At 67.2% G+C, this 12520-nt stretch carries 13 protein-coding genes; 9 read left to right on the top strand and 4 right to left on the bottom strand.

The genetic code is table 11. The features are described from left to right. Nucleotides 1–80: 80 nt before the first annotated feature. Nucleotides 81–866, bottom strand: a complete 786-nt coding sequence (locus RDCOP1_RS12165) for a thioesterase family protein (protein WP_072700862.1) — start codon at nucleotides 864–866, stop codon at nucleotides 81–83. Further along, nucleotides 863–1522, bottom strand: a complete 660-nt coding sequence (locus tag RDCOP1_RS12160; protein ID WP_072700860.1) for an SACE_7040 family transcriptional regulator — start codon at nucleotides 1520–1522, stop codon at nucleotides 863–865. The genes RDCOP1_RS12165 and RDCOP1_RS12160 overlap by 4 nt, the downstream gene beginning before the upstream one ends. Before the next feature lie 94 nt (nucleotides 1523–1616). Here RDCOP1_RS12160 and RDCOP1_RS12155 point away from each other — a divergent pair, with 94 nt between their 5' ends. The 5 genes from RDCOP1_RS12155 to RDCOP1_RS12135 are packed head-to-tail and all read left to right on the top strand — an operon-like array spanning nucleotide 1617 to nucleotide 7717. Further along, nucleotides 1617–3233 (top strand): carboxyl transferase domain-containing protein, encoded by a 1617-nt coding sequence (locus RDCOP1_RS12155; protein ID WP_072700858.1) that lies wholly within the window; start codon nucleotides 1617–1619, stop codon nucleotides 3231–3233. A gap of 5 nt (nucleotides 3234–3238) precedes the next feature. Continuing rightward, nucleotides 3239–5245, top strand: a complete 2007-nt coding sequence (locus RDCOP1_RS12150) for an acetyl-CoA carboxylase biotin carboxylase subunit (protein WP_072700856.1) — start codon at nucleotides 3239–3241, stop codon at nucleotides 5243–5245. Next, entirely contained in the window at nucleotides 5242–6405 is a 1164-nt protein-coding gene (locus RDCOP1_RS12145; protein WP_072700854.1) for an acyl-CoA dehydrogenase family protein, read from the top strand. Before RDCOP1_RS12150 ends, RDCOP1_RS12145 begins: the two co-directional genes overlap by 4 nt. Continuing rightward, the gene (locus RDCOP1_RS12140) at nucleotides 6402–6899 is read left to right on the top strand and encodes a MaoC family dehydratase (RefSeq protein ID WP_072700852.1); all 498 of its coding nucleotides are present in this window, start codon (nucleotides 6402–6404) and stop codon (nucleotides 6897–6899) included. The genes RDCOP1_RS12145 and RDCOP1_RS12140 overlap by 4 nt, the downstream gene beginning before the upstream one ends. After that, entirely contained in the window at nucleotides 6896–7717 is an 822-nt protein-coding gene (locus RDCOP1_RS12135; protein WP_072700850.1) for an HpcH/HpaI aldolase/citrate lyase family protein, read from the top strand. Before RDCOP1_RS12140 ends, RDCOP1_RS12135 begins: the two co-directional genes overlap by 4 nt. Before the next feature lie 10 nt (nucleotides 7718–7727). Here the strand turns inward: RDCOP1_RS12135 and RDCOP1_RS12130 are convergent, their stop codons facing one another. Continuing rightward, nucleotides 7728–8477 carry an IclR family transcriptional regulator gene (locus RDCOP1_RS12130; RefSeq protein ID WP_072701435.1) on the bottom strand — a complete coding sequence of 250 codons (750 nt, stop codon included), beginning with the start codon at nucleotides 8475–8477 and terminating at the stop codon, nucleotides 7728–7730. A 214-nt stretch (nucleotides 8478–8691) separates the two neighbouring features. Here RDCOP1_RS12130 and RDCOP1_RS12125 point away from each other — a divergent pair, with 214 nt between their 5' ends. Together RDCOP1_RS12125 and RDCOP1_RS12120 are read left to right on the top strand one after the other, a co-directional pair. Continuing rightward, on the top strand, nucleotides 8692–9453 hold the full coding sequence (locus RDCOP1_RS12125) for a CoA transferase subunit A (protein ID WP_072700848.1): 762 nt from the start codon (nucleotides 8692–8694) through the stop codon (nucleotides 9451–9453). A gap of 2 nt (nucleotides 9454–9455) precedes the next feature. Next, entirely contained in the window at nucleotides 9456–10118 is a 663-nt protein-coding gene (locus RDCOP1_RS12120) for a CoA transferase subunit B (RefSeq protein ID WP_072701434.1), read from the top strand. Between the two features lie 23 nt (nucleotides 10119–10141). Here the strand turns inward: RDCOP1_RS12120 and RDCOP1_RS12115 are convergent, their stop codons facing one another. Continuing rightward, nucleotides 10142–10660 (bottom strand): DnaJ family domain-containing protein, encoded by a 519-nt coding sequence (locus RDCOP1_RS12115; RefSeq protein ID WP_072700846.1) that lies wholly within the window; start codon nucleotides 10658–10660, stop codon nucleotides 10142–10144. Nucleotides 10661–10768: 108 nt separating this feature from the next. Between RDCOP1_RS12115 and RDCOP1_RS12110 the strand changes: the two genes are divergently transcribed. Both RDCOP1_RS12110 and RDCOP1_RS12105 read left to right on the top strand, forming a co-directional pair. Continuing rightward, nucleotides 10769–11566: an IclR family transcriptional regulator gene (locus RDCOP1_RS12110; protein ID WP_174555805.1), complete on the top strand. Its 798-nt coding sequence runs from the start codon at nucleotides 10769–10771 to the stop codon at nucleotides 11564–11566. 111 nt (nucleotides 11567–11677) lie between these two features. After that, nucleotides 11678–12520: a 2-keto-4-pentenoate hydratase gene (locus tag RDCOP1_RS12105; RefSeq protein ID WP_072700842.1), complete on the top strand. Its 843-nt coding sequence runs from the start codon at nucleotides 11678–11680 to the stop codon at nucleotides 12518–12520.

Genomic DNA, 12520 nt, shown 5'->3' with positions numbered 1-12520 from the left:
TTCACCCTTGTATACGTGCTCAGGGGGCAGACGGTAGTGCTCTCGCGTCAACCGATTGATTACTCCGGGTAACGACTGCGTTACGTGGCCTTCGGCGCGCCGGGACGGACGGTGAGGATCTGCGACATCGTGCCGATCGGTCCGGACGTGTCGTGGAGCACGGTGCTCGTCAGACCGACCCCGTCGCCGCCGAACGAGACCGAGGTGTCGAAACCGATCCAGTCGCCGCGGGGTTCGGCGAACAGATGGACGGTGAGGTCGAGATTGGGAAATGCCACCTCCCGCGGATCTGCCCGCACGGTCATGCCGTTGGCGATGTCGAACAACCCTGCCGCGGCCGCGAGCGGGCTCACCTTCTCACCGTCGACGAGCGGGACCGGCGTCCGAACCCAGAACGACGCCCGCCCCGGCTCCTTCTGGTTGCGGCGGACCTCCACCGATTCGATGAAGCCGCCGGGCCAGATCGTCGTGGGGTCCCACGGAGCGCACCGGTCGGGTGCGGCGATGCGGGGCAACGTCGTCCCCTGGATCTCGGCGGTGGGCTGGGGCTGCATCAGCCAGGCGCGTGCCCGCACCACTGCCCGCCCCGCGTAGGTCAACGTCGCTTCCACCAGTTCGATGGTGCGGCCAGGGCGCAGTACGTCCACCGTCACATCGACCACATCGACCGGAACCGTTCCCAGGATGTCGTACGACAGGCGGCCGATCACCAGTGCGTCGTCGCGGCGAGCGTCGCGGTCGCACTCGATGACGTGGGCGAGAAGCCCGAGTGCGGGTGCGATGTGCTGCTCGGTCTCTTCCCATGCGCCGCCGGCACGCGGGGTCGCGCGATACGAGGCCGGCCCGAGTCGTTCGAAGTAGCTCATCTGTCCTCTGTGCTGGTCGTCGGTCGGTTGTTCGCCGGTTGCAGTTGGGGGGCCGCGGCAAGTGCCGACAGGGCCATCAGTCGAAGGACGGCGCGGGTGCCTTCGGGTGAGCGCGGGTCGGCGCTGTGGGGGGTGGAGTTGATCAGTCCGAATGTCGCGTGGGCCATCGTGCGCGCGTCGGACTCGGCCAGATCCGGGGTGATGCGGCACAGGATCCCGACCCAGATCTCGACGTACCGCCGCTGGGTGAGCCGTACTTCGCGCCGAGCGTCGTCGGGCAGCGAATGGAGTTCGCGGTCCTGGACGCGGATGAGGTCGGGGTCGCCGAGGGCGAAGTCGAGGTGGAAGTCGACGAGTCTCTCGAGCGTGTCACGCGGGTCGGTGGTGTGGGCGACGACCGCGGTGCCGCCGGCGAGCAGCCGCCGGCTGATGTCGACCAGGAGTTCGACGAGCAGGGCGTCCTTGTTGGGGAAGTGCCGGTAGACGGCGGGGCCGCTGATACCTACCGCCGCACCCAGATCCTCGAGTCGGACCCCGGCGAATCCGCGCTCGGCGATCAGCCGGGCGGCGGAACGAAGCAGTTGGGCACGACGCTCGGCTTTGGCGCGACTGCGCCGCGTCGTCGCGGGTGGTGCCGCTTCGGCCGGCTCTTGCATGCGGGAAAACTCCACTCGTCTGTGATCTGGACAACTCGGTTAATCATAACTAACCTAGATTTCAGTTAATGGCGATTAGTTCAATCAACCGAGGATGGTGTCCGTGACGACCGCCCAGGCGATCTCGACAACCAGCCGCGACCAGCACGAACAACTGGTCGGAGAGCTCCGCGACAGGCTTGCCGCGGCAGCGCTCGGCGGCAACGAAAAATCCCGTGAGCGGCATGTCTCCCGCGGCAAACTGCTTCCCCGCGACCGCGTCGACGGTCTCCTCGACACCGGAAGCCCCTTCTTGGAGCTTTCGCCGCTCGCCGCCGCCGGCATGTACGACGACGAGTGCCCCGGTGCCGGCATCATCACCGGTATCGGCCGGGTGGCCGGGCGCGAATGCGTGATCGTCGCCAACGATGCGACCGTCAAGGGCGGCACGTACTACCCCGTCACGGTGAAGAAGCACCTGCGGGCGCAAGAGGTGGCCTTGCAGAACAACCTTCCCTGCCTCTACCTCGTCGACTCCGGCGGCGCGTTCCTTCCCCGGCAGGACGAGGTCTTCCCGGACCGCGAGCACTTCGGCCGCATCTTCTACAACCAGGCGACGATGAGCGCCAAGGGCATTCCGCAGATCGCCGCGGTGCTCGGATCGTGCACCGCCGGCGGCGCCTACGTGCCCGCGATGAGTGACGAGGCCGTCATCGTCCGTAACCAGGGCACCATCTTCCTCGGTGGCCCGCCGCTGGTGAAGGCCGCGACCGGTGAGGTGGTCACCGCGGAGGAACTCGGCGGCGGCGACCTGCACTCCAAGGTCTCCGGCGTGACCGACCATCTCGCCGACGACGACCGCGACGCCCTGCGCATCGTGCGCAACATCGTCTCCACCTTCGGACCTCGCACGGAACGGCCGTGGGACGTCGAGCCCGCCGTCGAACCCGAGAAGTCCCCGGAGACCCTGTACGACGTGGTCCCCACCGACTCGCGCATCCCCTACGACGTGCACGAGGTCATCGCCCGCATCGTCGACGGCGCCGGCGCCGGCCCTGGATCCAGCAGCTTCCACGAATTCAAGGCGGAATACGGCAAGACCCTCGTGACCGGGTTCGCTCGCATCCACGGACACCCGGTGGGCATCGTCGCGAACAACGGCGTGCTCTTCGGCGAATCCGCAGTCAAGGGAGCACATTTCATCGAACTGTGCGACAAGCGCTCGATCCCGTTGCTGTTCCTCCAGAATATTTCCGGCTTCATGGTCGGCCGCGACTACGAGGCCGGTGGCATCGCCAAGCACGGCGCCAAGATGGTCACCGCCGTTGCGTGCGCCCGCGTCCCGAAATTGACCGTGGTGATCGGCGGGTCCTACGGCGCCGGAAACTACTCGATGTGTGGGCGGGCGTATTCGCCGCGATTCCTGTGGATGTGGCCCAACGCGCGCATCTCCGTGATGGGTGGCGAGCAGGCCGCGTCGGTCCTCGCGACCGTCCGATCCGACCAGCTGGACGCCTCGGGCAACCCGTGGACCGCCGAGCAGGAAGACGAGTTCAAAGCCCCGATCCGCGCGCAGTACGAGGCGCAGGGCAATCCCTACTACTCGACGGCTCGGCTCTGGGACGACGGAATCATCGATCCTGTCGATACCAGAAAAGTTCTCGGACTGGCACTTTCGGTGTGCGCCAACGCGCCCCTCGAGCCGGTCTCCTACGGCGTCTTCCGGATGTGAGTGACATGAGCGATACGAATCGGATCGATACGGTTCTGGTAGCCAACCGCGGTGAGATCGCCGTGCGGGTCATCCGGACCCTGAAGGATATGGGACTGCGCTCCGTCGCGGTCTTCAGCGAAGCCGACCGCAACGCGCGGCACGTGCGTGAGGCCGACACCGCGGTTCTGCTCGGTCCTGCGGCGGCACGCGAGAGCTACCTCGCGATCGACAAGGTCATCGACGCGGCAGTCGCGACCGGCGCGCAGGCCATTCATCCCGGATACGGGTTCCTTTCGGAGAACGCGGCTTTCGCTGCTGCGTGCGCCACCGCGGGTATCGCGTTCCTCGGCCCGTCTGCGCATGCCATCGAGACGATGGGTGACAAGATCACCGCGAAGAGCGCGGTGTCGGAATTCGGAGTCCCCGTCGTACCGGGCATCTCCCGGCCGGGACTGACCGACGCGGACCTCATCGCGGGCGCCGAGGAAGTCGGCTTTCCCGTACTGGTCAAACCGTCCGCCGGTGGCGGCGGTAAGGGCATGCGCCTGGTCACCGATCCGTCCGATCTGCCGGCCGCACTGGTGTCCGCGCGACGTGAGGCGGCATCGTCGTTCGGCGACGACACCCTGTTCCTCGAGCGGTTCGTCCAGCGGCCACGCCACATCGAGGTGCAGATCCTCGCCGACATGCACGGCAACGTCGTCCACCTCGGCGAGCGCGAATGCAGCCTGCAACGCCGCCACCAGAAGGTCGTCGAAGAGGCCCCGTCGCCCCTTCTCGACGCTCAGACACGCGCGCGTATCGGCGAAGCCGCGTGCAACACCGCCCGCAGCGTGGACTACACCGGCGCCGGCACCGTCGAATTCATCGTCTCCGCGGACCGGCCCGACGAGTTCTTCTTCATGGAGATGAACACCCGCCTGCAGGTGGAGCACCCGGTCACGGAAATGGTGACCGGCCTCGACCTCGTCGAGTGGCAGGTCCGTATCGCCGCCGGCGAGCCGCTGGGCTTCCGTCAGGACGACATCACCCTCACCGGCCACGCCATCGAGGCGCGCATCTACGCCGAGGATCCGGCCCGCGGCTTCCTGCCCACCGGCGGGCACGTCGCCGACGTCGTCGAGCCCTCCGGCCCGGGAGTGCGCGTCGACTCCGGCGTGCAGGCCGGCACGATCGTGGGCAGCGACTACGACCCCATGCTCGCCAAGGTCATCGCCCACGCCGGCGACCGGGCCGGTGCCCTCCGCCGCCTCGACCGGGCACTCGCCGACACCGCCGTTCTCGGCGTGGTCACCAACGTCGACTTCGTGCGCTTCCTCCTCGCCGACGACGAGGTCGTCGCCGGTGCACTCGACACGGGACTGCTCGACCGGCGCCTCGAGGACTACGTCGCGACGGGGACGTCCGACGCCGCTCTCGTTGCCGCTGCCGCGTACCGCTGGTTGCAGCGCTGGCCCGGCTCGAACTGCGACCCGTGGGCGGTGCCGGACGGCTGGCGTGTCGGCGCCCACCTGCCCACCAGTTTCCGGTTCACCTCCGGCGACCGCACCATGCACGTGCGCCTGACCGGAACCCCGGCCGAAGGCTCCGCGAGTATCGAAGACGGCGAACGTAGTTCACTGTCCGCGACCCTCGACGGATCCGTCCTCGCCGTGGTGCTCGACGGCCGTCGCCACGTCTTCCGGGTCGCTGAGTCCGACGGCGCGATCTGGCTCGCCGACGGCCACGGCAGTGTCTCGGTCCGAGACGTCGAAGAGGCCGGTGTCCGCGGGGACGACGCGCACGCCGGTGACGCCGACATCACCAGCCCGATGCCGGGAGCAGTCATCGCCGTCGCCGTCGAAACGGGGGCCGAGGTGACTGCCGGGCAGGCGATCGTGGTCGTCGAAGCCATGAAGATGGAGCATTCGCTCACCGCGCCGGTCGACGGCACCGTGGAGCTCTTCGCCTCTGCGGGTGAGCAGGTCAAGGTCGATCAACTTCTCGCGCGGGTCACCCCGCACGCCGAAACGAAAGAGGCAACGGAATGACGGAATACCTGGCAACCGGCGGGCTTCCCGACGAGTACGAGCAGCTGCGCAAGACCGTTGCCGACTTCGCGCGTACCGTCGTCGCCCCGGTCGCGGCCGAGCACGACGCCGCACATACGTTCCCGTACGAGGTCGTCGCCGGCATGGCGGATATGGGCTTGTTCGGTCTTCCCTTCCCCGAGGAGTACGGCGGAATGGGAGGCGACTACTTCGCTCTGTGCCTTGCGCTCGAGGAACTCGGCAAGGTCGACCAGTCGGTCGCGATCACCCTCGAAGCCGGTGTGTCCCTCGGTGCGATGCCGATCTACCGCTTCGGCACCGACGCCCAGAAGGAGGAGTGGCTGCCCCAGCTCGCCTCGGGCCGAAATCTCGCCGCGTTCGGGCTGACCGAGCCCGGCGCGGGCAGCGACGCCGGGGGAACGAAGACCACCGCGAAGCTCGACGGCGGCGAATGGGTCATCAACGGCAACAAGCAGTTCATCACCAACTCGGGTACCGACATCACGTCGCTCGTGACGGTCACCGCGGTCACCGGCGTACGGGACAACGGGAAGAAGGAGATCTCCACGATCCTCGTTCCGGCATCCACCCCCGGTTTCACCGCCGAGCCCGCCTACAACAAGGTCGGCTGGAACGCGTCGGACACGCATCCGCTGACGTTCGCCGATGTGCGCGTGCCCGAGGAGAACCTGCTCGGTGAGCGCGGACGCGGTTACGCCAACTTCCTGCGGATCCTCGACGAAGGCCGCATCGCGATCGCCGCGCTCTCGACCGGTGCCGCACAGGGATGTGTCGACGAGTCGGTCAAGTACGCCAAGGAGCGCGAGGCGTTCGGCAGCCCGATCGGCAGCAATCAGGCGATCGCATTCAAGATCGCTCGCATGGAGGCGCGAGCCCACACCGCCCGCACCGCCTACTACGATGCCGCAGCGGCGATGCTGGCCGGACGGCCGTTCAAGAAGCAGGCTGCCATCGCGAAACTCGTTGCCTCGGAGGCAGCCATGGACAATGCCCGCGACGCCACCCAGATCCACGGTGGCTACGGATTCATGAACGAGTACGCCGTCGCGCGGCACTACCGCGACAGCAAGATCCTCGAAATCGGCGAGGGCACCACCGAAGTGCAGCTCATGCTCGTCGGACGGGAGCTGGGCCTGTGAGTGGGGCGGCACCCGCGGAGGGTGAGAAGCGAATCACCCAGCGGGGACTGTGGTTCGAGGAATTCGAGCTCGGCGCGGTCTACGAACATCGGCCCGGACGTACCATCACCGAGGCCGACAACGTCCTGTTCACCACCCAGACCATGAACACGCAGGCACTGCACCTCGACGCCGCGTACGCCGCCGGCACTGCCTTCGGGGAGCGGCTGGTGAACTCGATGTTCACCCTCTCCACCATGATCGGACTCTCCGTCGCGCAGCTGACACAGGGAACGATCGTCGCGAACCTCGGGTTCTCCGAAGTCGCGTTCCCGAAGCCGTTGTTCCACGGCGACACGCTGTACGTGGAGACGAAAATCCTCGACAAGCGCGAATCGAAGAGCCGGCCGGGCGAAGGCATCGTCACCCTCGAGCACACCGGGCGCAACCAGCACGGTGACGTCGTCGGGATCGCAGTCCGCCAGACCCTCGTACAGAAGAGGCCCACGACATGACATGGACACTTCCCGGCCCGGCGTGGCTGTTCTGCCCTGCCGACCGACCCGACCGTTACGCCAAGGCTGCTGCACGCGCCGACGTGGTGATCATCGACCTCGAGGATGCCGTCGCGCCTGCCGACAAGCAGGCGGCCCGTGATGCGCTCGTCGCCACGCCGCTCGATCCCGAGCGCACCGTGGTGCGGATCAACCCGGTCGGCACCGAATATCACGGACCCGACCTCGAGGCATTGAGCCGCACCGCGTACACGCGGGTGATGCTGCCGAAGTGTGAGAGCGGCGATCAGGTGCGATCGCTCGCACCGCTCGAGGTGGTCGCTCTCGTGGAGTCTCCACTCGGTGTGCTCGAGGTCGCGGACATCGCGAAGGCCGGAAACCTCATCGGCATGATGTGGGGCGCGGAGGACCTCGTCGCCGGATTGGGTGGCAACTCCAGCCGGGGGCCGGACGGCCTCTACCGGGGGGTGGCGCAGCACGCCCGCGCCGTCACCTTGCTCGCAGCGAAGGCACACGGTCGGTGGGCGCTCGACTCGGTGTACCTGGACATCAAGGACACCGACGGCCTGCACGACGAATCGCTCGACGCCGTAGCGGTCGGATTCGACATCAAGGTGGCGATCCACCCGGGCCAGATCGATGTGATCCGCCGCGCCTACGCCCCGACGCCGGACGAAGAAGCATGGGCACGGCGGGTACTCGACGCGGCACAGTCGCAGCGCGGCGTGTTCGACTTCGAAGGCAAGATGGTCGACGCCCCGGTGCTGCGTCACGCCGAGCGGTTGCTCCAACGTGCTGCGGCGGGTGCACCTTCGTGATCGGACCGCGTCACCGGGTGCGGTGACGCAGTAGCTGAGTGAGGCGGTGTGCCCCACTGAGCAACAGGGCCCCGACGTGGGGTGTGCGATCGGCTCGGAAGCGACTTTCCACGCCGGTCAGGCTCAACGCCCACGTCGGGGCTCCCCTGTGGTCGAACACGGCCGCACCCATTCCCCAACTGCCCTCGACGACGAGTGCGGGATTGACGGAGTATCCGGTCAGGCGTGTCGCCGCTATCCGTTTCTCGACGGCGGCGCGAGAGTGAGCGTCGCCCCATGCGGCGGTCAGGTCGACGCGGGACAGGTATTCGTCGATGTCCTTGTCGGACATGTGCGACAGGATGGCGAGCCCGGCGGACGCAACCCCGAGCGGGAACCGGATTCCGATGTGCAGAACGTGCGACCGCAATGGGAAGCTGCCTTCTTCGCTTGCCACGCAGACTGTTTCGTCTCCTCGGCGAGCGGTCAGAAAGGCGCTTTCCCCGGTTTCGCGGGCGAGGTCGCGCAACACGTCGCCGGCGAGGTCGGTGATGTCGTATCGCGTCGCTGCCACCGAGCCCAGCAAGTACAACTCCGGCCCGAGCGACCACCGGCCCGACTTCGGGTCCCGGTCGACGAGTCCCTCCTCGGCAAGCGAGCCGAGAAGGCGATGGACAGTCGGCCGGGCCAGGTCGGTCGCGCGGGCGAGATCCGACGTGGTGGCCCCGTCCGGTTCGTACGACGACACCGTCCGCAGTAATGCGCCCACCCTGCCGACCAACTGTCCCTGTGCACTCACGGCCCCAACTCTACGTCCACCCAATGAACAGATTCTCGACAGGCGTCCGGATAGCGAGCAATCACATCGGACTCGGCGCGCTCACTTGTGATTCTCACCTGCACCGATTTAGTTTGACGAGACGAGACGGTGGCGTTCATCCAATGAACGTCCCCCGGCCGAACTGGTCGGGGCCGACTGACCCGAGAGGTGTGCATTGGCAACGAAAGTATTCCGGTCCGCGACCGAAGCCGTCGCGGACGTCACCGACGGTTCGTCCCTGGCGGTCGGCGGGTTCGGTCTGTGCGGTATCCCCGACATCCTGATCCGGGCACTCGCCGAGTCGGGTGTCACCGACCTCGAGGTCTTCTCCAACAACTGCGGAGTCGACGGTCACGGGCTGGGAATTCTGCTCGGCGACAGGCGTATCCGCCGTGTCACCGCGTCGTACGTGGGTGAGAACAAAGAGTTCGCGAGGCAGTATCTCTCGGGAGAACTCGAGGTCGAGCTGACACCCCAGGGCACGCTGGCCGAGAAACTGCGTGCCGGTGGCGCGGGTATCCCCGCCTTCTTCACTCCCGCAGGCGTCGGGACGCCGATCGCGCTGGGCGGACTGCCGTGGCGCTACGACGCCGGCGGAGCAGTCGCGGTGGCATCGCCGCCGAAGGAGGTGCGTGAGTTCCGGGGCAAGAAGTACGTGCTCGAGGAATCCATTACCGCGGACTTCTCGCTGGTACACGCGCTGAAGGGGGACACCGAGGGGAATCTGGTGTTCAACAAGGCCGCGATGAACTTCAACCCGCTCGCGGCGATGGCCGGTCGCATCTGCATCGCGCAGGTCGAGGAACTCGTCGAGCCGGGCGAGATCGACCCGGGACAGGTACATCTGCCGGGGATCTTCGTCGATCGCATCGTGCACACCGGCGTCCAGGACAAGCAGATCGAGAAGCGCACCGTCAGCGCCGGCAAGGAAGGGTGATCATGAGCGTCGAGGTCGAACGGGCAGTGGGCTGGACACGCACGCAGATGGCGGCGCGCGCGGCGCAGGAACTGGCGCCGGGTGAGTACGTGAATCTGGGAATCGGGTTGCCCACCTTGATACCGAACTACTTGCCTGCAGGCGTACGGGTCACACTCCACAGCGAGAACGGCATCCTCGGAACCGGGCCCTACCCTGTGGAAGAGGCGATCGACGCCGACCTGATCAATGCCGGCAAGGAGACCGTCACGGTCAACGCGGGTGCCGCATTCTTCGATTCCGCGCTGAGCTTCGGCATGATCCGCGGCGGGCACATCGATACCGCGGTGCTCGGGGGGATGGAGGTCTCCGCGACCGGTGACCTGGCGAACTGGATGGTGCCGGGCAAGATGGTCAAGGGCATGGGCGGTGCGATGGACCTGGTGCACGGTGCGCGCAAGGTCATCGTGCTGATGGAGCACACCGACAAGTCGGGCAATCCCAAGATCGTCGAGCGTTGCTCCTTGCCGCTGACCGGTGAGGGCGTCGTGCACCGGATCATCACCGACCTCGCGGTGATCGACGTGACCGGCGACGGATTGGTCCTGCGTGAATTCGCACCGGGAGTGACCGAGGAACAGGTGCGCGCGGCCACCGGCGCGCCTCTCACCGTCAGCCCGGCCTGACACTCTCCGGTGGTTCTGCACCGTCACCCGGCGCGGAACCACCGGAGGAACCGGCGCTTCCGTGCCGGTCGCGCGCGGCTGGAGGGAGGATCGGTGCGCCCTGGCTGAGCTGCCTGCAGCGCGCGCCGCGCTTCCTCGCGCCGCGCCTGGCGTCCCGCTTTCCAGGTCTCGACCACTTCGTCGGCATTCGCCTTGTGGATCGGGATCGGTAGCTGACCTGGAACGAGCATGCATTCCATTACCCGCCGGTTGAGTCGGGCGACTATCTCCCGCACTGTTTGTTCGGACGGTACATTCGCTACGGTCTCGGGCAACCGCTCGATCTCCCGGCGCAACTGCAGCGGCAGCGGGAGCAGTGCCTCGGCCGACAGTCCTTGCCGCGCGAGGTAGGCCTTCACCCACCACAATTCGTCGTCGCCGTGGTCGGGAATCGGTTTTCCCGCGCCCGGGAGATCGTCGAAATCGCCGCGCTCCTGTGCGGCGCGGATCTGCCGTTCGATCCACGTCTCGAAGGTGATGTCCGGTCGTTTCCGCTCGGTCACCGATCCAGAATGCCACTGCGCCCCGGTGGCGACGCAACGTTCCCTGCCGTCCCAAGGACGTCCGAAGCCGCTGCCGTCCGGTGTTGCCGGTGGCATACCCTGTGGCACATGGAAGGACAGCGGCCGACGCGCCGGGCGGCCGACCCGCCCGTGGACACTTCGACCGTGCTCGGCAAGGTCGTCACCGTCCTGCACGCGTTCACCGCCGACGACCACGGAGTGTCGCTGGCCGAACTCGGCCGCCGGACGGGTCTGGCCAAAGGCACTCTGCACCGCGTGGTCAACGACCTGATGAACGTCCGGTTGCTGGAAAAGGACGCGTCCGGATACCGCCTCGGTGGTCAGATGTTCGAACTCGGTATGCGTGCGTCGGTGGAGCGGCGACTGCTCGAGGTCGCGATCCCGTTCATGGAGGATCTGTACGAGCGCACCCACGAAACCGTGCACCTCGGCGTCCCCGAGGGCACCGAGGTCGTCTACGTCTCCAAGATCGGCGGTCATCGACCGGCGCCGGCGCCGTCGCGTGTGGGCGGACGAATGCCCATGTACTGCACCGCTATCGGCAAGGCTCTGCTCGCCTTCTCCTCGCCGGCGCTGTTCGCGGACGTCGTCGCCGACGGGCTCGCCCGCAAGACGCCGCGCACCATCACCGCGCCGGGCCGGTTCCGCGCGCACATCGATCGGATAGCCGAGACGGGCGTCGCCTTCGAATACGAGGAGTCGGCTGTCGGCTTGGTGTGCGTCGCCGCCCCGGTGCTCGTGGGCGACGACGATCCGGTTGCCGCGATCAGTGTCACCGGGCCTGCGACGCGGTTCCGGCCCGAGAAACACGCTGCTGCGGTGAAGGCGGCCGCGGCGGGTGTGGCAGCAACGCTCGGTCGTCGCGCGGCGCTGCGAACACCCTGAGCGGGACTGCTGGGGATTTGTGCCGGGTCGTTCCACTGAGCGGAACCTACGGCTAGGTAAGCGGTACTCGTACCCCCACGATGGAGTTACCCATCGATCGACGAGGACCTGATGACCACTACTCCGAACCCCGCCGGCGAAGCCGCACACCTCGAAACCGTCAGCGCAGCAGCCACCCGGCTCATCGACGCGACCCGGACCGCGGTGCCGTGTTCCCCGGTACGGGATCTTCTCGGCGAAACCGACATCGACCTGGCCTATGCGGTGCAGCAGCATCTGACCGAGCACAAACTCGCGTCCGGTGCCCGCATCGTGGGACGGAAGATCGGCCTCACCTCGCCGGCCGTTCAGCAGCAACTCGGCGTGAACCGCCCCGACTTCGGGGTGCTGTTCGACGACATGGACGTCACCGATCTCGCCGAGGTGCCCAGCGATCGCCTGCTCCAGCCCAAGGCCGAAGCCGAGATTGCATTCGTGCTGAAGGCGGATCTCGACGACGACGATCTCGACCTCGACGCCGTCCGGGCGGCCGTCGACTATGCGGTCGCGGCGCTGGAGATCGTCGACAGCCGGGTGGCCGGATGGGATATCAAGATCACCGACACGGTGGCGGACAACGCCTCGAGCGGCCTCTACGTGCTGGGTTCCCATCGCGTGCCCCTGGCCGACTTCGAGCCGATCGACGCAACCATGCGGATGTACGTCGACGACGAACTCGTCTCGGAGGGCACGGGCGCAGCCTGCCTCGGCGATCCGCTGAACGCACTGCTGTGGCTCGCGCGCACCGCACGCGAATTCGGTCAGCCGCTGACTGCCGGTCAGGTAGTGCTGTCCGGTGCGCTCGGCCCCATGGTGCCTGCTCCCCCCGGTGTGACCGTGCGCGCCGAGATCTCGCCGCTCGGCACCGTCACCGCCCCCTTCTCGTCCTCACCGACTTCGGCACAGGAGAACTGA

The sequence above is a fragment of the Rhodococcus coprophilus NBRC 100603 genome, assembly GCF_001895045.1.
GTDB classification, from domain to species: Bacteria; Actinomycetota; Actinomycetes; order Mycobacteriales; family Mycobacteriaceae; genus Rhodococcus; species Rhodococcus coprophilus.
Note: the sequence above shows the minus strand (reverse complement) of the source record. Positions and strands in the feature narration are given on the sequence as shown.